At 71.3% G+C, this 25,836-nt stretch carries 23 protein-coding genes and 1 pseudogene; 13 read left to right on the top strand and 11 right to left on the bottom strand.

The window, feature by feature from the left end:
* Positions 1 to 10: 10 nt before the first annotated feature.
* Positions 11 to 790 carry a glutathione S-transferase family protein gene (locus MVG78_RS06665; RefSeq protein WP_247559304.1) on the top strand — a complete coding sequence of 260 codons (780 nt, stop codon included), beginning with the start codon at positions 11 to 13 and terminating at the stop codon, positions 788 to 790.
* Positions 791 to 797: 7 nt separating this feature from the next.
* On the opposite strand, the gene MVG78_RS06670 is transcribed toward MVG78_RS06665, so the two are convergent.
* A complete protein-coding gene (locus MVG78_RS06670; protein WP_247559306.1) occupies positions 798 to 1,430 on the bottom strand; it encodes a glutathione S-transferase family protein in 633 nt (210 codons plus the stop codon).
* Positions 1,431 to 1,583: 153 nt separating this feature from the next.
* On the opposite strand from MVG78_RS06670, the gene MVG78_RS06675 reads away from it, so the two are divergent.
* From MVG78_RS06675 to MVG78_RS06685, 3 genes are all read left to right on the top strand, one after another.
* Positions 1,584 to 2,042: a DUF3237 domain-containing protein gene (locus tag MVG78_RS06675; RefSeq protein WP_247559308.1), complete on the top strand. Its 459-nt coding sequence runs from the start codon at positions 1,584 to 1,586 to the stop codon at positions 2,040 to 2,042.
* Between the two features lie 117 nt (positions 2,043 to 2,159).
* Complete coding sequence (locus MVG78_RS06680) at positions 2,160 to 3,152, top strand: MFS transporter (protein WP_247559310.1); 993 nt, start codon at positions 2,160 to 2,162, stop codon at positions 3,150 to 3,152.
* Complete coding sequence (locus tag MVG78_RS06685) at positions 3,149 to 3,424, top strand: hypothetical protein (protein ID WP_247559311.1); 276 nt, start codon at positions 3,149 to 3,151, stop codon at positions 3,422 to 3,424. Before MVG78_RS06680 ends, MVG78_RS06685 begins: the two co-directional genes overlap by 4 nt.
* A 366-nt stretch (positions 3,425 to 3,790) precedes the next feature.
* Here the strand turns inward: MVG78_RS06685 and MVG78_RS06690 are convergent, their stop codons facing one another.
* The 4 genes from MVG78_RS06690 to MVG78_RS21965 form a co-directional block, all read right to left on the bottom strand.
* Positions 3,791 to 4,057, bottom strand: a complete 267-nt coding sequence (locus tag MVG78_RS06690; RefSeq protein ID WP_247559313.1) for a hypothetical protein — start codon at positions 4,055 to 4,057, stop codon at positions 3,791 to 3,793.
* Positions 4,058 to 4,118: 61 nt separating this feature from the next.
* The gene (locus tag MVG78_RS06695) at positions 4,119 to 6,869 is read right to left on the bottom strand and encodes a [protein-PII] uridylyltransferase (protein ID WP_428480764.1); all 2,751 of its coding nucleotides are present in this window, start codon (positions 6,867 to 6,869) and stop codon (positions 4,119 to 4,121) included.
* Positions 6,870 to 6,922: 53 nt separating this feature from the next.
* Positions 6,923 to 8,377, bottom strand: a complete 1,455-nt coding sequence (gene mutS, locus MVG78_RS21960; protein WP_428480802.1) for a DNA mismatch repair protein MutS — start codon at positions 8,375 to 8,377, stop codon at positions 6,923 to 6,925.
* Positions 8,260 to 9,675 carry a MutS N-terminal domain-containing protein gene (locus MVG78_RS21965; protein WP_428480765.1) on the bottom strand — a complete coding sequence of 472 codons (1,416 nt, stop codon included), beginning with the start codon at positions 9,673 to 9,675 and terminating at the stop codon, positions 8,260 to 8,262. The genes mutS and MVG78_RS21965 overlap by 118 nt, the downstream gene beginning before the upstream one ends.
* Before the next feature lie 201 nt (positions 9,676 to 9,876).
* Between MVG78_RS21965 and MVG78_RS06705 the strand changes: the two genes are divergently transcribed.
* The gene (locus MVG78_RS06705; RefSeq protein ID WP_247559315.1) at positions 9,877 to 11,268 is read left to right on the top strand and encodes an ABC transporter substrate-binding protein; all 1,392 of its coding nucleotides are present in this window, start codon (positions 9,877 to 9,879) and stop codon (positions 11,266 to 11,268) included.
* Between the two features lie 253 nt (positions 11,269 to 11,521).
* Here the strand turns inward: MVG78_RS06705 and MVG78_RS06710 are convergent, their stop codons facing one another.
* Together MVG78_RS06710 and MVG78_RS21710 are read right to left on the bottom strand one after the other, a co-directional pair.
* A complete protein-coding gene (locus tag MVG78_RS06710) occupies positions 11,522 to 13,279 on the bottom strand; it encodes a xanthine dehydrogenase family protein molybdopterin-binding subunit (protein WP_345892863.1) in 1,758 nt (585 codons plus the stop codon).
* A gap of 158 nt (positions 13,280 to 13,437) precedes the next feature.
* Positions 13,438 to 13,656 (bottom strand): annotated as a pseudogene (locus MVG78_RS21710) (xanthine dehydrogenase family protein molybdopterin-binding subunit); the annotation flags it as partial.
* Between MVG78_RS21710 and MVG78_RS06715 the strand changes: the two are divergent.
* On the top strand, positions 13,571 to 13,762 hold the full coding sequence (locus MVG78_RS06715; RefSeq protein WP_247560571.1) for a hypothetical protein: 192 nt from the start codon (positions 13,571 to 13,573) through the stop codon (positions 13,760 to 13,762). The pseudogene MVG78_RS21710 and the gene MVG78_RS06715 sit on opposite strands and share 86 nt — an antisense overlap.
* Before the next feature lie 13 nt (positions 13,763 to 13,775).
* On the opposite strand, the gene MVG78_RS06720 is transcribed toward MVG78_RS06715, so the two are convergent.
* Together MVG78_RS06720 and MVG78_RS06725 are read right to left on the bottom strand one after the other, a co-directional pair.
* Entirely contained in the window at positions 13,776 to 14,804 is a 1,029-nt protein-coding gene (locus MVG78_RS06720; protein WP_428480766.1) for an FAD binding domain-containing protein, read from the bottom strand.
* Positions 14,801 to 15,289 carry a (2Fe-2S)-binding protein gene (locus MVG78_RS06725; RefSeq protein WP_428480803.1) on the bottom strand — a complete coding sequence of 163 codons (489 nt, stop codon included), beginning with the start codon at positions 15,287 to 15,289 and terminating at the stop codon, positions 14,801 to 14,803. Before MVG78_RS06725 ends, MVG78_RS06720 begins: the two co-directional genes overlap by 4 nt.
* 522 nt (positions 15,290 to 15,811) lie before the next feature.
* Between MVG78_RS06725 and MVG78_RS06730 the strand changes: the two genes are divergently transcribed.
* Entirely contained in the window at positions 15,812 to 18,310 is a 2,499-nt protein-coding gene (locus tag MVG78_RS06730; protein ID WP_247559317.1) for a recombinase, read from the top strand.
* Between the two features lie 257 nt (positions 18,311 to 18,567).
* Positions 18,568 to 19,590 carry an amidohydrolase family protein gene (locus tag MVG78_RS06735; RefSeq protein WP_247559319.1) on the top strand — a complete coding sequence of 341 codons (1,023 nt, stop codon included), beginning with the start codon at positions 18,568 to 18,570 and terminating at the stop codon, positions 19,588 to 19,590.
* 384 nt (positions 19,591 to 19,974) lie between these two features.
* Here MVG78_RS06735 and MVG78_RS06740 read toward each other — a convergent pair whose 3' ends face one another.
* Positions 19,975 to 20,433 carry a MaoC family dehydratase gene (locus MVG78_RS06740; protein ID WP_247559321.1) on the bottom strand — a complete coding sequence of 153 codons (459 nt, stop codon included), beginning with the start codon at positions 20,431 to 20,433 and terminating at the stop codon, positions 19,975 to 19,977.
* Positions 20,434 to 20,661: 228 nt separating this feature from the next.
* Between MVG78_RS06740 and MVG78_RS06745 the strand changes: the two genes are divergently transcribed.
* Genes MVG78_RS06745 through MVG78_RS06765 form a run of 5 tightly spaced genes read left to right on the top strand, consistent with a single transcriptional unit; the run spans position 20,662 to position 25,569 of the window.
* Positions 20,662 to 21,423: a GntR family transcriptional regulator gene (locus MVG78_RS06745; RefSeq protein WP_247559323.1), complete on the top strand. Its 762-nt coding sequence runs from the start codon at positions 20,662 to 20,664 to the stop codon at positions 21,421 to 21,423.
* Between the two features lie 14 nt (positions 21,424 to 21,437).
* On the top strand, positions 21,438 to 21,605 hold the full coding sequence (locus MVG78_RS06750) for a hypothetical protein (RefSeq protein WP_247559325.1): 168 nt from the start codon (positions 21,438 to 21,440) through the stop codon (positions 21,603 to 21,605).
* Positions 21,602 to 23,254 (top strand): thiamine pyrophosphate-binding protein, encoded by a 1,653-nt coding sequence (locus MVG78_RS06755; protein WP_247559327.1) that lies wholly within the window; start codon positions 21,602 to 21,604, stop codon positions 23,252 to 23,254. The genes MVG78_RS06750 and MVG78_RS06755 overlap by 4 nt, the downstream gene beginning before the upstream one ends.
* Positions 23,255 to 23,305: 51 nt before the next feature.
* A complete protein-coding gene (locus MVG78_RS06760) occupies positions 23,306 to 24,568 on the top strand; it encodes an NAD(P)/FAD-dependent oxidoreductase (RefSeq protein WP_247559329.1) in 1,263 nt (420 codons plus the stop codon).
* A gap of 32 nt (positions 24,569 to 24,600) precedes the next feature.
* Complete coding sequence (locus tag MVG78_RS06765; protein WP_247559331.1) at positions 24,601 to 25,569, top strand: D-2-hydroxyacid dehydrogenase; 969 nt, start codon at positions 24,601 to 24,603, stop codon at positions 25,567 to 25,569.
* A 44-nt stretch (positions 25,570 to 25,613) separates the two neighbouring features.
* Here the strand turns inward: MVG78_RS06765 and MVG78_RS06770 are convergent, their stop codons facing one another.
* Entirely contained in the window at positions 25,614 to 25,823 is a 210-nt protein-coding gene (locus MVG78_RS06770; RefSeq protein WP_247559333.1) for a hypothetical protein, read from the bottom strand.
* Positions 25,824 to 25,836: the final 13 nt, after the last annotated feature.

Here is a 25,836-nt window from a genome sequence, read left to right on the forward strand (position 1 = left end):
GAGCCGTCCGATGCTGCTCTACGAACACCCGCTCTCCTCCTATGCGCAGAAGGTGAAGATCGCGCTGCGCGAGAAGGGGCTGCCCTTCACGGCCGAGCTGCCGGAGAGCTTCGGCACCGGACGGGTGGACACCCCCTTCGCCGAGGCCAATCCGCGCCAGGAGGTGCCGGTTCTGGTCGATGGCGGGGCGCAGATCCTCGATTCCACGATCATCCTCGAATACATCGAGGAGCGCTGGCCGGAGCCGCCTCTGCTGCCGCGCGACCCGGCGGCCCGCGCCTTCGCCCGCGTCACCGAGGAGGTCTGCGACACGCAGTACGAGGCGGTGAACTGGGGCTTCGGCGAGATCCTCTGGTTCCGCCGCGCCACGGGCGATCTGGCGGAGCGGATGCTGGCCACGGCGATGCGGCAGACGCGGCTGCTGCAGGGCTGGCTGGCGGGGCGGCTGGGGGATGCGCCCTTCTTCGGCGGGGAGCGTTTCGGCTGGGCCGATGCGGCGGTGGCGCCGATGGTGAACCGCTCGGTGCATTACGGGCTGGGGCCGGAGGCGGGGACGCCGCTCGCGCTCTGGCATGCGCGCATCCGCGAGCGGCCTGCCGTGGTACAGACCTTCGCCGAGTTCGACGCGGCGGCGGCGCGGATGGCGGCGGCCTCGGACCTCTACACCACCGGCGGGCGGCGCCGGGAATACCGCGACCACCGGCTGGACTGGATGATCCGCTCCGGCGGCATCGAGGTCGTGCTGGCCGGGCTGCGTGACAACAACATCCGCTTTTCCTGGCCGGAATAGCGGCGGTTCAGCGCTTCGGCGGATCGAAGACCTGCACGGCGCCCGCGAAGGCATCCAGCGCCTCGCAGCGCGCCGCATGGGCCGCCAGGGCGGGCCATGCGGCACCGCCGCCATGGATCGCCGGATGCGCCTCGGCAAGGAAGCGCAGCGCGCAGGCCAGGGCGATATCGGCATGGCCCGGTGCCGCGCCGTTCCAGAAGGGGGCTGGTTCGCGCGCCCGCTCCGCCTCCAGCACCGCGAGCACGTCGCGGATCTGCGCCTCGCAGCGCGCCACCCAGCGTTCCGAGACCGTCTCGTGCAGGATGCGCTCGTAGACCAGGCTGACCATCTTGTCGCAGAGGCCCGTCGCCAGGGCGCAGAGGCGCAGCATGCGGCGCCGTTCCGGGCCGGAGGCGGGGATCAGCCGCCTATCCGGTGGTGCCTGTTCGTCCAGGTGGTCCAGGATCGCGCCGCTCTCGATCAGCGCCTCCCCATCGTCGAGCAGTAGCACGGGGACGCGGCGCAGGGGGTTGATGGCGGCCAGCCGCTCCGCATCGCCGAAGCTGGACCAGGGCCGGTGCCCGTAGCCCAGCCGATGGAGGCGCAGGGCCACCGCCACGCGGCGGACGAAGGGCGAATCGTACTGGCCGATCAGGATCATCCGGGCCGCCTCCCTTGCCAGGCCATCCTGGACCCGGGGCGATGCGGACGCCAGGCGCCGGACGCCGGGGGTGCGCCTGTTCGCACCCCTTGTGGGACATGCGGCCGCGGCCGATGACGGCGGGACGGAAACGCCCCATGCGAGGACAGGACCATGACGCCACCAAGCCTGAACCATGTCGCCGACATCGCGGTGGAGGTGGGGGAGCCCATCGCCGTGGGCGAGACCGGCGAGGGGCTGCGGCGGGTCGTGCCGATCCTGGGCGGCTCGGTCCGGGGGCCGCGTTTGTCCGGGCGCATCCTGCCGGCGGGCGCGGATTTCCAGATCATCCGCGCGGATGGCTACACCACGCTGGAGGCCCGCTATGTGGTGCGGATGGATGACGGGGCACTGGTCTATGTCGTGAACACCGGCGTGCGGCATGGCCCACCCGAGGTGATGGCCCGCATCACGCGCGGCGAGCCGGTGGATCCGGGGCAGGTCTATTTCCGGACCGCGCCGCGCTTCGAGACCGCCTCGGCCGCGCATGCCTGGCTGACCCGGCCTCTCTTCCTGGCCACCGGCATCCGCCGGCCGGACCGGGTGGAACTGGCCGTCTTCGCCGTGGAATAGCGCCTGCCAGCGGCGTGCCCCTCGGCAGGCGCCGGATGCGGGCGCAACGGGCGGAAGGCGGGGCCCGCCCTCCGCCGCCTAGGGTCCTTCCCTGTCATCCAGGGAATCACGGGACCCGTGCCAGACCATCATCCAGACCGCCTGCCCGCCGGTTTCCGGCGCCTCGTCCTGTCCAGCCTTCCGGCCCAGTTCTCGGAGCAGATCGCCCTGGCTGCCGCGCCGCTCGCCGCCGTGCTGCTCCTGGGGGCGGGGGCGGCGCAGACCGGGCTGCTCCAGGCCACGCAGACATTGCCTTTCCTGCTGCTCTCGCTTCCTGCCGGGGTGCTGGCGGACCGTGCCTCCCGCCGTCGTCTCATGCTGGGGGCGGAGGTGCTGCGCGCGGCGTCGCTGCTCGTCATCCTGCTCCTGCTGCTGGGGCATTCGCTGACCCTGCCCTGGCTGGCGGCGCTGGGCTTCCTGGGTGCCGCCGGCACGGTGGCCTACAGCGTCGCCGCCCCGGCCCTGATGCCGTCGCTGGTGCCGAGCGGCGGGTTGGCCATGGCCAACCGCTGGCTGGAACTGACGCGCAGCACAGCCTTCGCCGCCGGTCCCGCCCTGGGCGGCGCGGTGGTGGGCTGGGCCGGGGCGGCGCCGGCCTATGCCCTGGCCATGTCTCTCTCGCTGTTGGCGGCGCTGCTGCTCCGGGGCCTGCCTGGGGGCCTGCCGGAAGGCCCGGTTCGGGGCAAGAGCGGGCAGGGATCGCGCCATCCCCTGGCCGAACTGCGCGAGGGGGCGGGTTTCGTGCTGTCGCATCCGCTGCTGCGCCCGGTGCTGGTCACGGCGACGCTCTTCAACACCGCCTGGTTCCTGCTCCAGGCCGTTTATGTGGTCTATGCGGTGGAGCGGCTGGGGCTGGGGGCCGGTGGCGTCGGCCTGACTCTGGGCCTCTATGGGCTGGGCATGGTGGCCGGTGCCGCGGTCGCGCCCCGGTTGATGCGGCGGCTGTCCTTTGGTGCGACCATCGCCCTGGGGCCGCTGGGGGCGTTGCTGGCCTCGTTGCTGATGCTGGCCACCCTGGCCTGCTCTCCGGGCGCCTGGCCCGGGGGGCGCTGGCGGGGCTGTCCTGCTTGATCTTCGGCGCGGGGCCGATCCTCTGGACCATCGCCACCACGACCCTGCGGCAGGCCGTCACGCCGCCCGGTCTGCTGGGCCGGGTCTCGGCCACGGTGATGACCGCGACCTTCGGCGCCCGCCCACTCGGCGCGGCATTGGGTGCCCTGCTGGCGAGCCAGGGTGGCATGGAAGCCTGTCTCTGGGCCTCCTCGCTGGGCTTCGCCGCGCAGTTCCTGGTGCTGTCGCGCTCGCCGGTGCCGCGTCTCGCACGGCAGCCGGGGATGGCCTGAAGGCGGGTGGCGGTTCGTTCTGGCCGTTGCACTTCGCGGGTGCCCCCGGGGGAGAGGCGCCGCCTCTCCCGCCGGACCCCCACTCCGCCGGGGACCGAAGCCGGTCCCCGGACCCCGGGCTTTCGTGGGTGCTGGTGGTCAGCCGTTGTTCCGTAGCCCGATCCCTGGGCGCAGGTGGAAAGGCAGGGCTCCCGAAAAGAAGAACGCCTTTTTCGCGCTGCTGGCATCGCAGTCGCCGGAGACCCATGCTCTCCGGCGCGATCCGGCCGCAGCAGGAACCCACGAACCGGGTCCAGGGCGCGCAGCGTCCTGGCGGATAGGGGGTTCGGGGGAAAAGCAGCGCCTTTCCCCTGAGGGGGCGGGCGATTAGTCTTTCTTCGCCGCCGGGTCTTTCTGGCCCTCACCGGCCGTGGCTTGGCGCACGCCGATATTCACCGGGCCGCTGCTTTTCTCGCCCGGCTTTCCGGCGACGGAATCTTCCGTCTCGCGCTCGTAGTCGGAGGGCTTCACGCCCTTGCTTTTGGGGTCGTGCTGCTCGTCATTGACGTCGTGCGGCCCGACATTCGCCGGGCGCGCGGTCTTGGTGCCGCCGCCCCAGTTCTCGAATTCCTCGCGCAGGGTCTCTTCGGCCATGCTGGAGCCTCCTGTCAAAGGAGGACAACGCCGGGCCGGGGCGCAGGTTGAGGGGACGGCGTCAGGAGGCGACGCCCACCACCGTCACCGGGCTGTCCGCGACCCGGTCCACCACCGGGGACAGCGCCCCCAGCAGGGCGGAGCGGAGCGAGGCGAGCTTGCGCTCGTTCTCCACCTTCAGGCCGAACACGTCCTTCACGTAGAAGACGTCCACCGCCCGCACGCCATAGGTGGTGATGTGTGCCGAGGCGATCTGCAGCCCCTGCTCGCTGATCGCGGTGGTGACGTCGTGCAGCAGACCGGGCCGGTCGCGGGCATTGACCTCGATCACGGTGTGGGAGGCGCTGGCATGGTTGTCCAGCACCACGCGCGGCGGCACCGTCACGGCCCGGAGGCGGGAGGGCTCGCGCCGCACCTTGCGGATCTCGTTCAGCAGGTGGATCTGGCCGGACAGCGCCTGCTCGATCAGCACGGAAAGCCGGGCCAGGCGGTGCGGCGCCTCCAGCATCCCGCCATTGGCGTCCTGCACCCAGAAGGTGTCGAGCGCCATGCCGTTGGTCATGGTGTGGATGCGGGCATCCACGATGCTCGCCCCGCCGAGGGCCAGGGCGCCGGCGACCTGGGCGAAGAGGCCCGGATGGTCGGCGGCATAGACCGTCACCTCGGTCACGGCGCGGGATTCCAGCACGCGGGTGCGCACCGTCAGGGGGGCGCCAGTCGCCTCGGCCTCCCGCATCATGGTGGCGTGGCGGGCATGGGTGGAGGCGTCGAAGGAGAGCCAGTAGCCCGGGTAGCCGGCACCCAGGAAGCGCTCCACCGCCTCTTTCGGCCAGTCGGCGAGGAGCGAGGCGGCGGCCTGCTTGGCGCGGGCCACGCGCACGTCGCGCTCGGGCACGGAGAGGCCGCCGGCCAGCACCTCGGCCACGCGCCAGTAGAGCTCGCGCAGCAGGGTGGCCTTCCAGCCGTTCCAGACCTTCGGGCCCACGGCGCGCATGTCGGCGACGGTGAGGACGAGGAGGAGGCGCAGCCGCTCGGGCGACTGCACCACCTCCGCCAGGTCGAGGATGGTCTTGGGGTCGTCGATGTCGCGCTTGAAGGCGGTCTGGCTGACCAGGAGGTGGTTCAGCACCAGCCAGGAGACGGTTTCCGTTTCCTCCGGCGTCAGGCCCAGGCGGGGGCAGACATCGAGGGCGATGGCGGCGCCGAGTTCGGAATGGTCGCCGCCGCGCCCCTTGGCGATGTCGTGCAGCAGCGTCGCGACATAGAGCGCGCGGCGGGACTGGATCTGCCCGACCAGCTCGGAGGCCACGGGGGCGATGTTGTCCAGCCCGCCCTCGTCGAGGCCGTTGAGGACGCGCAGCGCCTCGATCGTGTGCTCCTCGACCGTATAGACGTGATAGGTGTCGAACTGCATCAGCCCGACGATGCGCGCCCAGTCCGGCAGGTAGCGGGACAGGAAGCCGACCTCGTTCAGCACGCGGACCCAGCGGGCGGAATTCGGGCCGGTCAGCAGATTCAGGAACAGGTCGCCCGCCGCCGGATCGTCGCGCAGCTTCGCGGCATGCCGGGCCGAGCGGATCAGCGCCCGCTGGGTGAGGGGGTGCAGCTCCAGCCCATGGTCGCGGGCGGCGCAGAGCAGGCGGAGCATGATCGCCGGATCGGTGGCGATGTCGTGCCCGGCGGCGAAGATCGCCTTGCCGTCGGCCAGCGCCACGCCGGCGGCGGCGAGATCCGGGCTGCCCGCGGGCTGCAGCGCCGGCGGCCCCATGGTGGCGCGCTCGATCGCAGGTTCCAGCAGTCGCGACAGGCGCACCACGTCGCGCGCGGTGAGGAAGAAGTGCTTCATGAAGCGCTCCACCCCGTCCTGCTTGCCGTGGCGGGTGTAGCCCATGCGGGCGCCCACCACCGGTTGCAGGTCGAAGGTCAGGCGCTCCTCGGCACGGCCGGTGACGTAGTGGAGGTGGAAGCGCACCGTCCAGAGGAAGCTCCAGGCACGGCGGAAGGCGCGCGCCTCATCGGCCAGGAGCAGGCCGCCGCCGGGACTGTCGGGGCCGACGAGCTGCCACATCTTCTGGGTGCCGAAGGCATAGCTGGCGAACCAGTACATGGTCTGGAGGTCGCGCAGGCCGCCGCGCCCTTCCTTGATATGCGGCTCCACCAGATAGGGGCTGTCGCCGTAGCGCTTGTGGCGCTGCTGGCGTTCCGCCCGCTTGGCGGCGAAGAACTGGCCGATGCCCCATTCCTGCCGGGCCGCGGCGAAGCCCTGGGCGAATTCGTCGTAGATCGGCTGTTCCCCGGCCAGGAAGCGGGCTTCCAGCAGCGCCGTCTGCACCGTGGCGTCGGCGCGCGCATCCTCCAGGCATTCGGCGATGGAGCGGGTGGCGTGGCCGACCTTCAGCCCCAGGTCCCAGAGCAGGTAGAGCATGAACTCCACCATCCGCTGGCCGCTGGCGCCCAGGGGCTGGCGGGAGACGAAAAGCAGGTCGATGTCGCTGAAGGGGGCCAGGACGCCGCGGCCATAGCCACCGGTGGCGGCCAGGGCGAAGGCGGGCTCGTTCTCCGCCTGTCCGACCACGGCGATGCTGTAGTCGTGGATCGAACGGATCAGCCCGTCCATCAGCGCGCCGAGGCGGCGGCCGGCGATCAGCCCGGGCAGGGCGCCCGCCTCGAACTCCTCCTGCACGCTGGACTGGACCCGGCCGAGGCGGCGGCGCAGCAGCAGCAGCGCGGCGTCGCGGGGGACGGGGACGCGTGCCTCCATCCCGCCGCCGGAGCCCGCCGGGGGAAGCAGAGCATCGATCAGGGCCTGCATGTCCTCAGGGGAGCAGGCTGCCACGGTGTCCTGGCTGTCGCCGAAGAGTTTCATCAACGTGAAGATAGGATGGGCCGGGGCGACTTGACAGTCACCTCCGCTGCACCTGCGAGCCTTTTAAGGCGGTAGAGGGCCTCCAGGGCCTCGCGCGGGGACATGGCATCGGGGTCCATCGCCTCCAGGCTCTCGCGCAGGGCCTTGTCCGAGGCCGCTGGTTCCGGTTCCGGATGGAATCCCTCATCCCATGCAACACCTGGCGAAAAATGCTGCGGCGCCGAGTCCCCGGGGGCCGGACGGGCGGCCCGCAGCAGGGGCAGCTCCTCCTCCAGAGGGTCGAGGCCCTTCGCCCGGGCCTCCAGCGCCGCCAGCACCGATTCGGCCCGTGCCACCACCGCGCGTGGCACGCCGGCCAGCCGGGCCACATGCAGGCCCCAGGAGCGTTCCGAGGCCCCCGGCGCCACGGTGTGCAGGAAGACCACCCGGCCCCGGTGCTCGCGCACCTCCATGCGGGCGGGGGCGAGGTCCGGCAGCTTGCCGGACAGGGCCGTCAGCTCGTGGAAGTGGGTCGCGAAGATGGCGCGGCAGCGGAGGCGGTCGTGCAGCGCCTCCAGCACCGCCCAGGCGATGGCGAGGCCGTCCCAGGTGGCGGTGCCGCGCCCGACCTCGTCCAGGATGACCAGGGAGCGCGGCCCGGCCTGGTTCAGGATCACCGCCGTCTCGCTCATCTCCACCATGAAGGTGGAGCGGCCTCCGGCGATGTCGTCCGCCGCGCCGACGCGGGAGAAGAGCCGGTCCACCAGCCCGATCCGTGCTTCCTCCGCCGGGGCGAAGAGCCCCGCCTGGGCGAGCACGACGAGCAGGGCGTTCTGCCGCAGGAAGGTGGACTTGCCGGCCATGTTGGGGCCGGTGAGCAGGCAAAGGCGCCGGCCGGGGGAGAGGTCGGCGTCGTTGGGCACGAAGGCGGGGCCCCGGGCCTTGCGCAGCGCGGCGTCCACCACCGGGTGGCGTGCCCCCCGCACGCGGAAGCCGCTGCCCTCCGTGATCTCCGGCCGGCACCAGCCGCCGCCGGCGGCGAGTTCGGCGGCCGCCTGCTGCACGTCGATCTCGGCCAATGCCGCGGCGGCGGCGGCGATGCCCGGCCCGGCATCGAGGCAGAGCTGGCGCAGATGTGCCACCACCTGGGCCTCTCGCCGCGCGGCTTCCTCCCGCGCCGAGGACAGCCTGCGGTCCAGCTCCGCCAGGGCGGTGCAGGTGAAGCGATAGGCATTGGCCATGGTCTGGCGGTGGATCGGGGCGTGCGGCCCCTCCATGGCCTTCGCCCGGAGCAGGGTCTCCCCGGCGGCGGCGGGGACCTCCACCAGATGGCCGAACTGCTGGTGGTGCTTGATCTTCAGGCTGGCCACGCCCCAGGCCCGGGCCAGCTCGCGCTGCATTTCCAGGATCGCCTCGCGCGCGCCGTCGCGCAGCCGGCGCAGCCCGTCGAGCTGCCCGTCATAGCCGGTGGCGATGGCGTTGCCGTCCTCGAAGCGGGGAGGTCCTCCGCCAGGGCGCGGGCCAGCTCCGCGCGGGGGGAGTTGCCGGGGAGCAGGGCCTTCGCCGCGCGCAGCAGCAGGAGGGGCACGCCCTCCGCCGCGTCCAGGGCCTGGCGGATGGCCTCGGCCCGGCCCAGCCCCTCGGCCATGGCGGCGAGGTCGCGCGGGAAGAAGCGCCCGACCGAGAGCCGCGCCAGGGCGCGCTGCATGTCCGGCGCGCCGCGCAGGCATTGCCGCAGGGCGGCGCGCAGGCGGCTGTCGTTCAGGAGGAAGCCGACGGCCTCGTGCCGCTCGCGGATCGGCTCCGGCTCGGCCAGCGGGGCGGCGAGGCGGGCGGCGAGTTCCCGCCCCCCGGCGCCGGTCAGCGTCCGGTCCACCGCGGCGAAGAGGCAGCTCTCGGCATCGCCGCGTTCGGAGCGCAGGATCTCCAGCGAGCGGCGCGTCGCCGCGTCCATCCGCAGCAGGCGGGATTCGCCGCAGCATTCCGGGGGCGAGAGGCGGGGCAGGGTGCCGCCTTGGGTGGCGCGCACATAGTCGAGCGCCATGGCCAGCGCCGCCACCTCCTCCTCCGAGAAGACGCCGAAGCCGTCGAGGCTCGCGACCTCCCAGGCGGCGCAGGCGATGCGGGCGGGGTCGCGCGGCGGGGTGGTCTCGCGCAGGCGCTCGCCGCAGCCGGCCAAGGCGCCACTGGCGACCAGGGCGGGCGGGGCCAGGATCTCCGCCGGCTCCAGCCGCGAGAGCAGGGTCGCCGCCTCGGCCGGCAGGACGGCTTCGGTGCAGACCATGCCGGTGGAGATATCGAGCCAGGCGGCGCCCAGGCGCTCTCCCCCATGGGCCCCGCCTCCTTCCGCCAGGGCGAGCAGCCAGGAGGGGCGGCCGCCTTCCAGCAGGGAGTCCTCGGTCACCGTGCCGGGGGTGACGACGCGCACCACCTCCCGCCGGATGGTGGATGCCTTCCGCGCCTTGGCCTGTTCCGGCGTTTCCATCTGGTCGCAGATCGCGACGCGGTAGCCGCGCCGCAGCAGGCGCGCCAGATAGACCTCGTGCGCATGGGCCGGGACGCCGGCCATGGGGATGGGCTGGCCGTTGTGCTCCCCGCGATGCGAGGTCGCGAGGCCCAGCACCTCTCCCGCCAGAATGGCGTCGTCGAAGAACATTTCGAAGAAATCGCCGAGCCGGAAGAAGACCAGTGCATCCGGATGCGCGGCCTTGGCGGCGAACCACTGGGCCATCGCCGGGGTGGCGCCCTCGGCGGCGGGAAGGTTGCGATTCATCCATCCTTCCTAGGGCGCGGCGCCGGGGGCGGTCCAGAGCGGATCGGGCATGGGGTGGGTGTGATGAAAAGGGGTTGCGGCGAGGCGTCCGCCGTCCGGGGTGGATGGCCGGGCGCGTTGGCAGCCGGAGGGGCGAAGCAGCGCTTGGCATCCCGGGCGGGGCATCGCAGTCTTCCCCGCGTCAGTCCGGGAGCCCAAGACATGAATCGCCGCACCCTTCTCAAGAGCGCCGCCGGGCTGGGCGGCGCCGCCTTCCTGGCGCGGCCCGCCCTGGCGCAGAACAGCCGCGCCGGCACGCTGCGTTTCATCCCGCAGGCGAATCTGAGCGCGCTGGACCCGATCTGGACGACCGCGACCGTCACCTCGAACCACGGCTACTACATCTTCGACACGCTCTTCGCCCTGGATGCGGAGAACCGCGTGCAGCCGCAGATGGCCGAGGGGCACGAGGTCGCCGATGGCGGCAAGCTGTGGCGCTTCCGCCTGCGGGAGGGGCTGAAGTTCCATGACGGCGCGCCGGTGCGTTCCGCCGACTGCATCGCCAGCATCAGGCGCTGGGGCTCGCGCGATCCCTTCGGGCAGCTCGTCGCCGGCATCACCGAGGAATGGAAGGTGGTGGACGACCGGAACTTCGAACTGCGGCTGAACCGCTCCTTCCCCGCGCTGCTGGAGGCGCTGGCCAAGGCCGAGGCCAATGTGCCCTTCATCATGCCGGAGCGGCTGGCGAAGACGGACGGCGCCACGGCGATCACCGAGATGGTGGGCTCCGGCCCCTACCGCTTCGTGCCGGGCGAGTTCAATTCCGGCTCCCGCGCCGTCTATACGAAGTTCGACGGCTATGTGCCGCGCCACGAGGCCCCCTCGGCGGCGGCCGGCGGCAAGGTCGCGCATTTCGACCGCATCGAGTGGCACATCATCACCGACCCCGCCACCGCCGCCGCGGCGCTCGTGGCGGGCGAGATCGACTGGTGGGAGCGTCCGCTCGCCGACCTGCAACCGATGCTGGCACAGAGCCGGGACGTGCGGCGGGAAATCCTGGACAAGGCGGGGCGCATGGCGCTGGCGCGGCTGAACTGCCTGCAGCCGCCCTTCAACGACGTGAAGCTGCGCCAGGCGGTGCTGAAGTCGGTGGTGCAGGAGGACTACATGCGCGCGGCGCAGGGGGACGACCAGTCCACCTGGAACACGATGCGCAGCCTCTACCCGCAGCGCACGCCCTATTTCGTGGATCAGGCGGACCTGATGCCGGGCAGCCTCGATGCCTGCAAGGCGGCGCTGAAGGAGGCGGGCTATGCGGGACAGAAGGTGGTCATCATCAACCCGACCGACTTCCCGGATATCGGCCCGCTCGGCCAGGTGACGGCGGATGCGCTGCGCCGCGCCGGGATGAACGTGGAACTGGCCGAGAGCGACTGGGGCACCGTCATCCAGCGCCGCAATTCGCGTGAGCCGGTGGAGAAGGGCGGCTGGAGCATCTTCCACACCACGGGCGGCTCCGGCGTCTATGCCACCCCGGCGGTCTCCCCCTGGTACGGGGACAGGGGGAGAAGGGCTGGTTCGGCTGGTGGAAGAGCGACAAGGCCGAGGCGCTGACGCAGGAATGGCTCTATGCCGCCGACACCGAGGCGCAGCGCCGCACCGCGCTGGAACTCGGCCGCCTCGCGCTGGAGGAGGCCGGTACCCTGCCGCTGGGGCAGTTCACCGTCCGCACCGCCTTCCGTAAGGACCTCACCGGCTTCGTGGAAGGCTCCTCGCCCTATCCCTGGGGCGTGCGGCGGAGCTGAGGCGGTCCCGGGGCCGGGAGGCGCGCCTCCCGGCCTTTCGCGCGGGCTGGTGGCGCTGGGGGTTACTCCGCCGGGACTGGCGCATCGGCCAACAGCTTGTCGATGGTGATCGGCAGTTCCCGGATGCGCTTGCCGGTGGCGTGGAAGACGGCATTGGCGATGGCTGCGGCGGTACCGCAGATGCCGATCTCGCCCAGGCCCTTCACGCCGAGCGGATTGCCCTTGTCGTTGTCCTCCGGCACGAAGATCACGTCTATGTCGTGAACATCGGCATTCACGGGGATGTGGTACTCGGCCAAATTGTGGTTCATGAAGCGGCCGAGTTCGTGGTCCTGCAGGGATTCCTCGGCCAGCGCCATGCCCATGCCCCAGACCACGCCGCCGATGATCTGCGAGCGCGCGGTCTTGGGGTTGATGATCCGCCCCGCCGCGACGGCATCGACGACACGGGTGACGCGGATGACGCCGAGCTCCTCGTCCACCCGCACCTCCACGAAGACGGCGGAGTGGGTGTAGGAGGAGTAGGTCTTCTGCACCGCCTTGGAGGGGGAAGCAGTCTGCTCCTCCTCGATCCGGTCCAGCCCGGCGGCGCGCATCACCTCGGTGATGGGCAGGGAACGCATCGGATCCGCGCTCAGGCCGATGCGGCCATTGGCGAAGCTCACCTCCTCCATCGTCGCGCCGGCGAGGGGGGAACCGGGCAGGCCCCGCGCGGCACCCAGCAGCCGGGCCCGCACCATGTCGCAGGCCGCCAGCACCGCCGAACCGGCCGAGGCGGCGGTCCAGGAGCCGCCCTCGACGGGCGAGGTGGGCAGCGAGCTGTCGCCGATCCTCGCCGTGACATCCGCCATCTTCAGCCCCAGCGCGTCGGCGCCGATCTGGGTCAGGATGGTGTAGGTGCCGGTGCCGATATCGGCCGTGGCGGTGGCGACCTCCAGCCTGCCATCGGCGGTAAGGGTGGCGCGGGCGCTGGTCTGCATCATCTGCGCTTCCCAGACGCCGGAGGCCATGCCCCAGCCGATCAGCTCCCGCCCCTGCCGCATCGAGCGGGGCTCGTGGCTGCGGCGGCTCCAGCCGAAGCGTTCCGCCCCCAGGCGATAGGCCTCGCGCAGTTCCTTGGAGGTGAAGGGCTTGCCCTCGTTCCCGTCCTTCTCCGCATAGTTGCGCAGGCGCAGTTCGAGCGGGTCGATCCGCAGCGCATGGGCCATCTCGTCCAGCGCGGATTCCAGGGCGAAGAGGCCGGTGGGCGCGCCGGGGGCACGCATGTCGGCGGGGGTATAGGTGTCGATCTTCGCCAGCTTGTAGTCCAGCGCCACGTTCTCGCAGCGGTAGAGGAGGCCGGACCAGTTCACCACGACTTCCTGGTAGTCCTCGAACTGCGAGGTGCCGGAGATCGCCTCGTGCCGGATGGCCCGCAGGGTGCCGTCCGCATCGGCGCCGATCCGGATCTCCTGCAACACGTCGGGCCGGTAGCCGAAGGTGAACATCTGCTCCCGCGACAGCACGACGCGCACGGAGCGTTCCAGCTCCAGCGCCGCCATCACGGCGAGGAAGAGCTGGTACTGGGGCCGCAGCCCCGAGCCGAAGGCCCCGCCCACGAAGGGCGAGACCACGCGCACCTTGTCGGCGGCGAGGCCGAAGACGCCGCTGATGTATTTCTGGCTGTTCTGCGCGCCCTGGATCTTGTCATGGACGGTGATCCGGCCGTCGCCCTCCCAGACCACGGTGGTGGCATGGGGCTCCATCGGGTTGTGGTGCTCGATGGCGATGCGGTACGCGCCGGCCACCTGGTGCGGGGCGGCGGCCAGGGCCTTCTCCACATCGCCGCGCGGCGGGGAGGCGGCGAGATGCCGGAGCGCTTCCTGGGCGGCACATAGGCCGCGCCGCGCACCGTCGCGACATCCGTGGTGTGCGCCGCCGCCTCGTAGCGCACCTGGACCAGCATGGCGGCGTGGCGGGCGGTGGAGAAGTCCTCCGCCACCACCAGAGCCACGGGCTGGCCGCTGTAGTGGATCTCGGCATCGTAGAGGGCGCGGAAGGGGGAGCCCGGCGGGGCCACCTCGTCCTGGTAGTTCTTGCTGCGCCAGGCGGTACGGGGCCGGTTCTCATGGGTGAAGACCTGCACCACGCCGGGCACGGCCAGCGCCGCCGCGGTGTCGATCGCGGCGATCTTCCCCCGGGCGATGCTGCTGGACACGACGACGCCGTGCAGCAGGCCGGGGGCGGCGAACTCGGCGGCGTATCGCGCCGCGCCGGTCACCTTGGCCTCGCCATCCACGCGGCTCTGCGGGGAGCCGAAATAAGGGGTGTTGCTGCTCATCGAACGGGACCCCTCACTGGATGCGCTTGTCGGCGACGGTCTGCGGCGTGCCGGCGGCCGCCTGGGACAGGGCGCGCAGGATGGCCTGCCGCGCCATGGGGATCTTGAAATCGTTCTGGCCGTGGCCGCGCGCCCTCGATCAGCGCCTCGGCGGCGGACAGGAAGCTTTCCAGCGTGGCGGGCCGGCCGTGCAGCAGCGTCTCCGCCTCCGGCCGGCGCCAGGGCTTGTGCGCCACGCCGCCCAGGGCGATGCGCGCCTCCTTCACCGTGTCGCCCTCCATCTCCAGCCCCACGGCGACGCTCACCAGGGCGAACGCATAGGAGGCGCGGTCGCGCAGCTTGAGATAGGTGTGGTGCCCCGCGAAGCCCTGCGGCGGCAGCTCGATCGCGGTGATCAGCTCGTCGGCGCCGAGATTCGTGTCGCGTTCCGGCGTGTCGCCGGGCAGGCGGTGGAATTCGGCGATGGGGATCGTGCGCTCCCCCTGCGGACCGGTGACATGCACCACCGCCTCCAGCGCCGCCAGGGCCACGCACATGTCGGAGGGATGGGTGGCGATGCAGCTTTCGCTGGCGCCGAGGATGGCATGAATGCGGTTCAGCCCGGTCTTCGCAGGGCAGCCGCTGCCGGGGGCGCGCTTGTTGCAGGGCGTGCCCGTGTCATAGAAATAGTAGCACCGGGTCCGTTGCAGCAGGTTGCCGCCATTCGTCGCCATGTTGCGCAGTTGGGGCGAGGCGCCGGACAGGATCGCCAGGCTCAGCAGGGGATAGCGTTCCGCGACGCGGCTGTCATAGGCGGTCTCAGCATTGGTCACGAGGGCGCCCAGGCGCAGGCCACCTTCCGGCGTTTCCGCGATCCCGCGCAGCGGCAGGCGGGTGACATCCACCAGATGGTCCGGCCGCTCCACATTCTCCTTCATCAGGTCGAGGAGGTTGGTGCCGCCGGCGATGAACTTCGCCGCGCCGGCGCCGTGGCTGCGGATCGCCCCGGCGATGTCGGGGGCACGGATATAGCCGAAGCGATTCACTGCGCTTCCTCCCCGGCCTGGAGGGCCTGCTCGATCGCGGCCACGATGTTGGGATAGGCGCCGCAGCGGCAGAGATTGCCGCTCATCAGCTCGCGGATCTCCGCCGGGCTCCTGGCGCGTCCTTCGCGGATCAGCCCGACGGCGGAACAGATCTGCCCGGGGGTGCAGTAGCCGCACTGGAAGGCGTCATGGTCGATGAAAGCCTGCTGCACCGGATGCAGGTGGCCATTGGCCAGTCCTTCCACGGTGCGGATCTCGCAGCCCTCCTTCATCACCGCCAGGGTCAGGCAGGAGTTCACCCGCACCCCATCCACCAGCACGGTGCAGGCGCCGCACTGGCCATGGTCGCAGCCCTTCTTGGTGCCGGTCAGGCCGATATGGTCGCGCAGGGCATCGAGCAGCGTCGTCCAGGGCGCCAGGGGCACCACATGCTCCCGGCCATTGACCGTCAGGGTCACGTCGCGGGCCTCGCTGCCTGGTCTGATCCCGGTCTGGGCTTCGGTCGCGGTGTCACTCAATGCCAGGCCCTCCGGCTGCATGTTTCTTCTGGCGTCGGAACGGAAGGAGCCGGCCCGGCGCCATGGCGATGGCGCCCCGGCGCAAAATCCTGGCGGTTCGTTCCGTGGCCGTTCAACGACTCCGGGGAGGGACGGGTTGCCGGGGGAGGTTGGGGAGGGGAGGGCGGATCACGCCCGAAGTGAAGCGGAACCCCTCCATGCGCGGTTGCGATGCTGCATTGCGGCGGTCAGAATCGGGGGAGTAACAGGGGCTGCGGTAAGCCCTCACCGCTCGCCAGAGCGTGAATCCCCGGCCGGTCTCTCAGCATCGCCGCCCAAGCGCCTGATCCGTGGCGGAAATGCCCCGATGCTGATTCGGGTGCGTAAGCTCCTCCACCAGATCTTGTGTGAAACTGGGGGGATGATAACCATATATATGGTCATTGAGCCCAGGGCGCCGAATCCGGCGCGACCCGGGCAGGCCCCTGATTTTCCTGACCGAGGTTGCTGATGGACGGCTACGCGCAGACTCTCGCCCCTGGATTCGCCCCCCGCCATGGCGGTGTGGCGGCCCGGCCGGATGCGCTGCGCCCCGAAGCCGGTGCGGTTCCGCCAGGGGGCGCCCTTGTGGGAGCCGCCTTCGGCACGCATCCCGTGCCCGGCCGCCCGCTGGATGCCGGGATGGGTCTGGCCGTGGGCCGGCGCACCGTCTTCCGCCCGGAGGATGCCGAGGATTTCGGCCGGGTGGCCGAGCGCGTGTCCGCCGGCAACACCGCCCTGGCGCCCACCGCCCCGGGCGAGCGCGAGGCGCTGCGCAACGCCATCGCCACCGGGGCCCTGCTGACCTCCGGCCGGCATCTCCAGCATGGCGATGCCGAGCAGCCGAAGCGCAACATGGAGGTCTTCACCAACTGCGCCACGGCGATCACCTCCTTCGCCGAGTTCTACCTGCTGCTGAACGGGTCCGGCGTGGGCCGTGCCTATGACGACGAGCTGGCGGTGGTGGACTGGGCCAGGGCGCCGGAGCTGCGGCTGCACCTCTCGCCCGAGCATCCGGACTTCCCCGCCGCCCGCGACACGCTGCGCCGCTTCGGGGTGGAGATGGGGCTGCTGCCCTGGGGCACGGACGATGCCGGCTTCGACGCGGCGGCGGAGGCGGCGGTGCGCGCCTTCCTCGATGCGGAGCTGGTGAGCGACCTTTCCACTCTCCCGGCGGGCGCGGTGGTCCATCGCGTGGCCGACAGCCGCGAGGGCTGGGCCAAGGCGGTCGAGGTGCTGGAGGCCATGGCCTTCCGCGGCGAGCGGGAGAAGGTCCTGCTGCTCGACCTTTCCGATGTCCGCCCGGCCGGCTCGCCGATCCGTGGCATGCAGGGGCGCCCGGCCTCGGGGCCGGTCTCGCTGCTGCGCGGCCTGATCAACATCCGCCGCCATGTGATCGAGCCCGCCCGGGCGCGCGACCCGCAGGGCGAGGCCTTGCAGCCCTGGGAGCAGGCACTGCTGGTGGACCACCACCTGTCCGTCGAGGTGCAGGTGGGCGGCGCCCGCCGCGCCGCGCGCATGGCCACGAAGTCCTGGCGCGACCCGGGCATCCTGCGCTTCGTGCGCGCCAAGTCGGAGGGCGGGCTCTGGACCGCCAACAACTCCGTCATGGTGGACCGTGAGTTCTGGCAGCGGGTGCGCCAGGGGGAGGATGAGAGAGGCGACGAGGCCGACCCGGTGACCCGGCATGCCCGCATGGTCTTCGAGGAGGTCACGCGCTGCGCCTTCGTGAATGGCGAGCCCGGCTTCATCAATGGCGACCTGCTGGAGGACCACCGCACCGGCGCCGCCTGGGACAAGCCGGTCTTCGAGGATGGGCGCGACTTCCGCTCCGACCGCTATCAGGTGACGGAGGCCGATGGGCTGCTGGCCGAGACGGCACGGCGCGCCGCCGCCGCGCGCTTTCCGGTGACCACCAATCCCTGCGGTGAGATCACCCTGCATGTGACCGGCGGCTATTGCGTCATCGCCGATTTCGCGCCGCTGCTGGCCTGCCCGGCGGGTTTCGACGACTTCACCCCCGGCGCGCCGCCGGAGGAGATCGCCCGGGAGTGGGACCGGCGGGTGGAGGATTCCGTGCGCCTCGGCGTGCGCTTCCTGATCCGTGCCAACCGGATGGACGCTCTCTATGGCGAGGAGGTCGCGCGCACCAACCGCATCGGCATCGGCCCCACCGGCCTGCATGAATGGGCCTGGATGCGCTTCGGCCTGGGCTTCCGCGAGATGCTGGAGGAGGGCCGCTCCGCCGCCTTCTGGTCGATGCTGGACCGCCTTTCCGCGCTCGCCAAGGAAGAGGCCAATGCCTATGCCGCCGAACTCGGCATGGCGCGGCCGGTCACCGTCACCACGGTCAAGCCGGCGGGCACCACCAGCAAGCTCTTCGCCCTGACCGAGGGTGCGCATCTGCCGGCGCGGCGCCAGTATCTCCGCTGGGTGCAGTTCAAGGGCACGCGCGACGAGACCACCGGCGAGTGGCTGCCCGGCTCCGACCCGCTGCTGGCGGATTACGAGGCGCGTGGCTATCCGCTGCGGGCGCTGCGCTCCTTCCCCGGCATGACCATCGTCGGCTTCCCCACCGTGCCGCTGCTGCAGCGCCTGGGGCTGGAGGACGGGCTGGTCACCGCGCCGGAGGCGACGCCGGAGGAGCAGTACCAGTATCTGCGCCTGCTGGAGCGCCACTGGATCGGCCGCGACCAGGGGAACCAGGTCAGCTATACGCTGAAGGTCTATACCGACCAGCACGACCTCGACGCCTTCCGCGCCATGGTGCGGGAGCACCAGCCCTCGGTGCGCTGCTGTTCCGTCCTGCCGAGCCGGCCGGATTCCGAGCTCGGCTACGAATACCTGCCGGAGGAGGAGATCTCCGCCGGGCGCTTCGCCGCCATCGTCGAGGGCATCGACGACGGCGCGGTGCGGGAGGCGGTGGACTGGGCACATCTGCAATGCGCCAGCGGCGTCTGCCCGATCTGACCAGGGCGCGGGGATGGCCGGGAGGCGCGATGGCGCTTCCCGGCAGCCCCTCTCCCTCCGGCCCGCCCGGCGGTGCCGCTATGCCGTCCGGTGATAGGACCGCCGGGAAAACCGATACCACCAGCCTCCGTGGCCTCCTGTAGAAGTTTCCCAACAGCCCCGCCACGAGGCCCGGCCATGGGGGACGCGTGCTTCCCCGTGGCGGAACGGGCCGGTGGCGCCGCCGAAACGAAGCAGAGGTTCGGGGAGGACCGCGCATGATCATCGACTGCCATGGCCACTACACCACGGCGCCCGCCGCCCATGACCGCTGGCGCGAGGCACAGACGGCAGCCTTCAAGGCCGGTGGCAATGTCGATCCCGCCTATCCCGAGATCTCCGACGACGAGATCCGCGAGACGGTGGAGAAGAACCAGCTCCGCCTGCTGCGCGAGCGGGGCGCCGACCTGACGATCTTCAGCCCGCGCGCCTCCACCATGGCGCACCATGTCGGCGACGAGGCGGTGAGCCAGGCCTGGACGCGCCGCTGCAACGACCTGATCAAGCGCGTGGTGGATCTGTTCCCGCAGTATTTCGTGGGCGTCTGCCAGTTGCCGCAGTCCCCGGGCGTGTCGATCACCCATTCCATCGCGGAGCTGGAGCGCTGCGTGACGGAGCTGGGCTTCATCGGCTGCAACCTGAACCCGGACCCCTCGGGCGGGCACTGGGCCGGGCCGCCGCTGACCGACCGGGCCTGGTATCCGTTCTTCGAGAAGATGGTGGAACTGGACGTGCCGGCGATGATCCACGTCTCCGGCTCCTGCAACTGCAACTTCCATGCGACCGGCGCCCATTACATCAACGCCGACACGACCGCCTTCATGCAGTTCCTGGAAGGCGACCTGTTCCGGGACTTCCCGACGCTGCGCTTCGTCATTCCGCATGGCGGCGGCGCGGTGCCGTATCACTGGGGCCGCTATCGCGGGCTGGCGGACATGCTGAAGCGGCCGCCGCTGCGCGAGCATGTCATGAAGAACGTGTTCTTCGACACCTGTGTCTATCACCAGCCGGGCATCGACCTGCTGTTCCGCGTGATCGACGTGGAGAACATCCTGTTCGGCTCGGAAATGGTCGGGGCGGTGCGCGGGATCGACCCGGAGACGGGGCATTATTTCGACGACACGAAGCGCTACATCGACGCGCTGCCGATCCCGGAGGCGGACAAGCGCAAGGTCTTCGAGCTGAACGCGCGCCGCGTCTATCCGCGCCTCGATGCCATCCTGAAGGGGCAGGGCCGGTAACGGTTTCCGCCGGACGCGCCTGTGTCCGGCGCCATGGGAGAGGCGCCGCCTCTCCCACACCCTCTTCGCCCATGACCAGGAATGGGGGACCGAAGCCGGTCCCCGGACCCCGGGCTTTCGTTGGCACTAATGGCGGCCGTTGGCCCGCGCCCGATCTGTGGAGCAGATGGATCGGCGGGGCTCCCGGAAAGTAGAAAAACGCCTTGTCCGCGCTGATGGCACCGGCAGCCCGCCGGAGAGCCATGCTCTCCGGCGCGATCCGGTGTCAGCGAGCGCCCACGAACCGGGTCCAGGGCGCGCAGCGTCCTGGCGGAAAAGGGGGCACGGGGGAAAGGCGGAGCCTTGTCCCCCGGGACAGAGCGACGCCGGACCTGAAGCCTCCGGTCAGCCAGCCACGCGGCGGGGGACCATGGCCGAGGTGACGACGGACTGCACCACCTCCTCCGCCTGGTTCTTCGTGGTGATGCGGGCCTTCATGATGCCGCGGTCGGGGCGGGAGCGTGAGGGGCGCATCGACAGCACCTCCACCTCCACATGCAGCTCATCGCCGGGCTTGACCGGGCGCACCCAGACCAGGTTCTCCACCCCCAGCCCCTGGCCGCCGCCGGCGATGGGCGGCAGGGCATCCTGGATGAACAGCCGCATCGAGACGGCGGCGGTGTGCCAGCCGCTGGCCACAAGCTGGCCGAACTGGCTGCGCGCCGCTTCCTCCTCGCTCAGATGCTGGGGCTGCGGGTCGAATTCGCGGGCGAAGGCGATGATGGCGTCCCGTTCCATCCGGTAGGGGCCGGAGCGGAAGACCTGCCCGGCCTCGAAATCCTCGAAATACCGGGGCTCCCTCATGCCGGGTGCCTCCCCGCGGAGGCCGGCCGGGCGGGGGAGGGCTGGGGATGGGATGGGGGCATGGCGGGAACCTTGTCACCTGTCGCGGGAAAGCCGCCCGGCGGGGCGGCAGGGTGGGATGGGCCGATGGATGGACCGATCCTGGCCGGCGGGAAAGGCTTGTCAGGGGGCGCGGAAATGTATTCACTTCTGGATGCAGACAGGAACGCCTGTAGGACCACCGGGCCCGTGACGCTTTCCACCGCCGTTCAGCGATCCGCCGACCGCCTTCATGGGCGGCTGAAGGCCATGGTGGCCACCTACCACCTGCGCCCGGGGGAGCGGATCAATGAGGTCGAGTTGGCGCGCCGCTTCGGCGTCAGCCGCACCCCGTTGCGGGAGGCGCTGAACCGCCTGGCCTCGGAGGGCTTCCTGCTGGCCACGGCCAATCGCGGCTATCACGTGCGGCCGCTCGACGCGGAACAGGTGCTGCGGCTGTATGAATACCGCGTGGTGCTGGAGGTCGGGGCGCTGCGCCTGTCGGCGGAGCGCGCATCCGCGGAGGCGCTGGAGGCGCTGCGGGATTTCGCCCGGCGCAGCCGTGACGAGCCGGAGGGCGATGCGCAGGCGCTGCGCCTGCTCTCGCTGGACGAGGAATTCCATGAACGGCTGGCCGGCCTGTCCGGCAACGAGGAGCTGGTGCGGGCGCTGCGCGGGCTGAACGAGCGCATCCGCTTCGTGCGCTGGATCGACATGCAGAACCGGCGCGGCGGGACGCAGGACGAGCATCTGGAGATCCTGCGGCGGCTCGCCGCGGGTGAGGGCGAGGCGGCGGAGGCATTGCTGCGGCGGCATATCGGCCGGCGGCTCGACCAGATCACCGAGGTCATCAAGGCGGGCTATGCCGAGATCTATACGGGCAATGCCCTGGCGGCGCATGTGGTGGGGGCGGACGGGATGGCGTCGGAGGGGCCGGTGTCCTCGCTGGCGCCCCTGGCGGAAGGGCGATGAGGCGCGCGGCCTGCATGGATGCCGGTCCGGGTCCGGGCCGGGCGGGGCTCTTCGCCGCCGGGCCGCTGTCACCCGTGCCCCTTTCGGCCTATCCCGCCTTCCGCATGCCGGGGGCCGGCAACAACCTGATCGAGGCGGCACGGGAACACCGCCGCCATATCCCATGGGAGAAGAAGGCATGAGTGCGCGTACCGGAGGGCAGATCCTCGTCGACCAGCTCGTGGCGCAAGGCGTGAAGCATGTCACCTGCGTACCGGGGGAGAGCTATCTGGCCGTTCTGGATGCGCTGCACGATGCCAGCATCGACGTGATCACCTGCCGGCAGGAAGGCGGCGCGGCGATCATGGCCGAGGCCCATGGAAAGATGACGGGGCGCCCGGGCATCTGCTTCGTCACGCGCGGGCCGGGCGCCACCAACGCTTCCTGCGGCGTGCACATCGCCATGCAGGATTCGACGCCGATGATCCTCTTCGTCGGCCAGATCGCGCGCGAGATGCGCGAGCGCGAGGCGTTCCAGGAGCTCGACTACCGCGCCGTCTTCGGCACCATGTGCAAATGGGCGACCGAGATCGATACGCCCGACCGGGTGCCGGAGATCGTGTCCCGCGCCTTCCGCGTGGCGATGCAGGGCCGCCCCGGCCCGGTGGTCATCGCCCTGCCGGAGGACATGCTGATCGAGATGGCCGAGGTGCCCGACGCGCCGCGCGTGGAGCCCGCCCAGGCCGCGCCGCTGCCCGCCGACATGGCGCGGCTGGGCGAGATGCTGGCCGCGGCGAAGCGGCCGGTCGCCATCCTCGGCGGCTCCGGCTGGGACGAGAAGGCGGTGGCGGACTATGCCGCCTTCGCCGAGCGCTGGAACCTCGCCACCTGCACCTCCTTCCGCCGCGCCGACCGGATGCGCTGGGACCATCCGCTCTATGCCGGTGATCTCGGCATCGGGCCCTCGCCGAAGCTGGCGGCGCGGGTGAAGGAGGCCGACCTGATCCTGCTGCTGGGCGGGCGGATGTCGGAGATGCCCTCCTCCTCCTACACGATCCTCGACATTCCGGTGCCGAGGCAGGCGCTGGTGCATGTGCATCCGGGCGCGGAGGAGCTCGGGCGCGTCTATGTGCCCGCGCTCGCCATCCAGTCCGGCCCGCGCGCCTTCTGCGCCGCGCTGGCCGATCTGGCGCCGCCTCCCTCCCTCCCATGGGCGGAGGATGCGCGGCAGGGTCATGCCGACTACCTCGCCTGGTCGGAGACGCCGCGCAAGCTGCCGGGGGATTTCCAGTATGGCGAGGTGATGGCCTGGCTGCGCGAGCGGCTGCCGGGCGACAGCGCGCTGTGCAACGGCGCCGGGAACTTCGCGGGCTGGATGCACCGGCACTACCGCTTCTCGCAGCTCGGCACGCAGCTCGCGCCGACCTCCGGCTCCATGGGCTATGGCGTGCCGGCGGCGATCATGGCCAAGCGCGTGCGGCCGGAGGCGATCGCGCTGTGCATCGCGGGCGACGGCGACTTCCTGATGACGGGGCAGGAGATCGCGACCGCCGTGCAGCACGGCATCGCCAGCATCACCGTGGTCATCGACAACGGCATGTACGGCACCATCCGCATGCATCAGGAGCGCGAGTATCCCGGCCGCGTTTCCGCGACGAAGCTGCGCAACCCGGACTTCGCCGCCTATGCGCGTGCCTTCGGTGGGCATGGCGAGACGGTGCGCAGCACGGCGGAATTCGCCCCGGCCTTCGAGCGCGCCGTGGCCTCCGGCCTGCCGGCGGTGATCCACTGCTTTCTCGACCCCCGTGCCCTTTCCGTCGGGCGCGACATGCCGGAGGGGGCGCCGCTCTGAGGTGCCCGGCCGGGAATGAGCGACGGAGGAGCTGGTGAGAGTGCGAGACCGATGAGTCGACATGTCGTGGTGATCGGGGCGGGGATCGTGGGCGCGGCCTCGGCGCTGGAGCTGCTGCGCGACGGGCACTGCGTGACGATCCTGGAGCCCGGCGAGCCGGGCGGGCCGCAGGCGGCGAGCTATGGCAATGGCTGCTGGCTCTCGGTGCAGTCGGTGATCCCGCCGGCGGGGCCGGGGGTGTGGCGCAAGGTGCCGGGCTATCTGCGCGACCCGCTGGGGCCGCTGGCGATCCGCTGGACGTATTTCCCGAGGGTGGCGCCCTGGCTGGCGCGCTACCTGGCGGCGGGCTGGACGGAGGAGCGGGTGCTGCGCGTGGCGCGGGCCCTGCAGCCGCTGCTGCATGACGCGCCGGCGCTGCACCGCCGGCTGGCGGAGGAAGCCGGGGCCGGCGAGCTGATCCAGCAGCGCGGCGACATCTACATCTATCCGTCGCGCGCCGATTTCGAGGCCGAGGCGATGGGCTGGCGCATCCGGCGGCAGGTCGGCATCCGGTGGACCGAGCTTTCGGCCGAGGACCTGCACCAGCGCGAGCCCGAGCTGTCGCGCCGCTACGGCTTCGGCGTGCTGGTCGAGGAAGGGGGCCACTGCACCGATCCCGGCGCGCTGGTGGCGGCGCTGGTGGCGCAGGCGCAGGCCCAGGGCGCGGTGCTGCTGCGCAGTCGCGCCACGGGCTTCCGCATCGACGGCAACCGGCTGACCGCCGTGGGCACGCCGTCGGGCGAGATTGCCTGCGACGCGGCGGTGATCAGCGCGGGCGCGCATTCCCGGCGCCTCGCCGCGGCGCTGGGGGATTATGTGCCCCTGGAGACGGAGCGCGGCTACCACGCCGTGCTGCGCGACCCGGAGGTGGCGCCGCGCCATCCGCTGATGCCCTCGGACGGCAAGATGGCCATCACCCTGACGCGCGGCGGGCTGCGCTGCGCCGGGCAGGTGGAGATCGCCGGGCTGGATGCCGCCCCCGACTGGCGGCGTGCGGAGATCCTGCGCGACCATCTGCTGGAATCCTTTCCCGGCCTGCCGCGCGACCTGCCGGCGGAGCGGATGGAGGTCTGGATGGGCCACCGGCCCTCGATGCCGGACGGCATGCCCTGCCTCGGCCCCTCGCGCCGCTCGCCGGATGTGATCCATGCCTTCGGCCATGGCCATGTCGGGCTGGTGGCCGGGCCGCGCACGGGGCGGCTGGTGGCGCAGATGCTGGCCGGGCGGGCGCCGGAAATCCCCGTCGCGCCTTTCTCCCCGGCGCGCTTCCGCTGAGCTTTCCCCCGACCCCGACAGGAGCTTCGCGCATGTTTCCGAGCAAGGACGCGCTGACCATCTGCTTCGCCCACCCCGCCTACCAGATCCAGAAGCGTTTCGAGGCGCGCGGCACCGGCATCAGGAGCTTCCAGGTGGCGACGCGGGACGAACTCCTGGCCCGCGCGCCGGAGGCGGATGTGGTGGTCGTCTCGGGCCTGTGGAGCAACGAGGTGCTGAACCGCACGGATCGCCTGCGCTATGTGCAGTCCATCAGCGCGGGGGTGGACCAGTATGCGCAGCCCGCCTTCCGCGAGCGTGGCGTGCGCCTGGCCAGCGCGGCGGGGGTGAACGCGAACGCGGTCTCGGAACATGCCATCGCGCTGGTGCTGGCGGTCAGCCGGCTTTTCCCCATGGCGCGCGACAACCAGGCGAAGCATGTCTGGCGCGGCATGATCGGGGAGATCGCGAAGCGCGAGGACGAGCTGGGCGGCAAGACCATGCTGATCGTCGGGCTGGGCCGCATCGGCGGGCGGCTGGCGCGGCTGGCCAGGGCTTTCGGCATGCATGTCATCGGCCTGCGGCGCGATCCCTCGGCCGGCGCGGAGGGGGCGGATGAGGTGCATGCCACGGCGGCGCTGGCGTCGCTGCTGCCGCGTGCCGATTTCGTGGTGCTGACCTGCCCGCTGACACCGGAGACGGAAGGGCTGATCGATGCCGGGGCGCTGTCGCTGATGAAGCCCTCGGCGCATCTGGTGAATGTGGCGCGCGGCAAGGTCGTGGTGGAAGCCGCGATGATCGAGGCGCTGCGGGAGGGCCGGATCGCCGGTGCGGCGCTGGATTGCGTGGCGGAGGAGCCGCTGCCGGAAGCCTCGCCGCTCTGGGAGTTGCCGAATGTCTTCATCACCCCGCACACGGCGGGGGAGACCCGGCGCTACGAGGACAATGTCCTCGACATCCTGGAGGAGAACCTCGCCCGGCTGTGGCGTGGCGAGGCGGATCTGCGGAACCAGGTGGTCTGATGCCGGGGGCGGCGGGGAAGGCCCCGCCGCCATCCGCCGGAGGTTCAGCCTTCCCGGTCTTCCTCCTCTGCGTCCTCATCCTCGTACTCGACCTCCGCCCCGTTCACGACGGCGAGGCAGTCCGCATAGGTGGACAGGATCCAGTCCCGGTCGCAGCGCGACGGGTCCGGCTCCGATTTCATGATGATCTGCAGCAGGGCCAGGGCCACGGCGGCCTCGCTGTCGCCCGCGACCTTCACCTCGGGTTCGGCCATCGCCTCGCCTTCT

The organism is Roseomonas gilardii subsp. gilardii (assembly GCF_023078375.1).
GTDB lineage: Bacteria > Pseudomonadota > Alphaproteobacteria > Acetobacterales > Acetobacteraceae > Roseomonas > Roseomonas gilardii.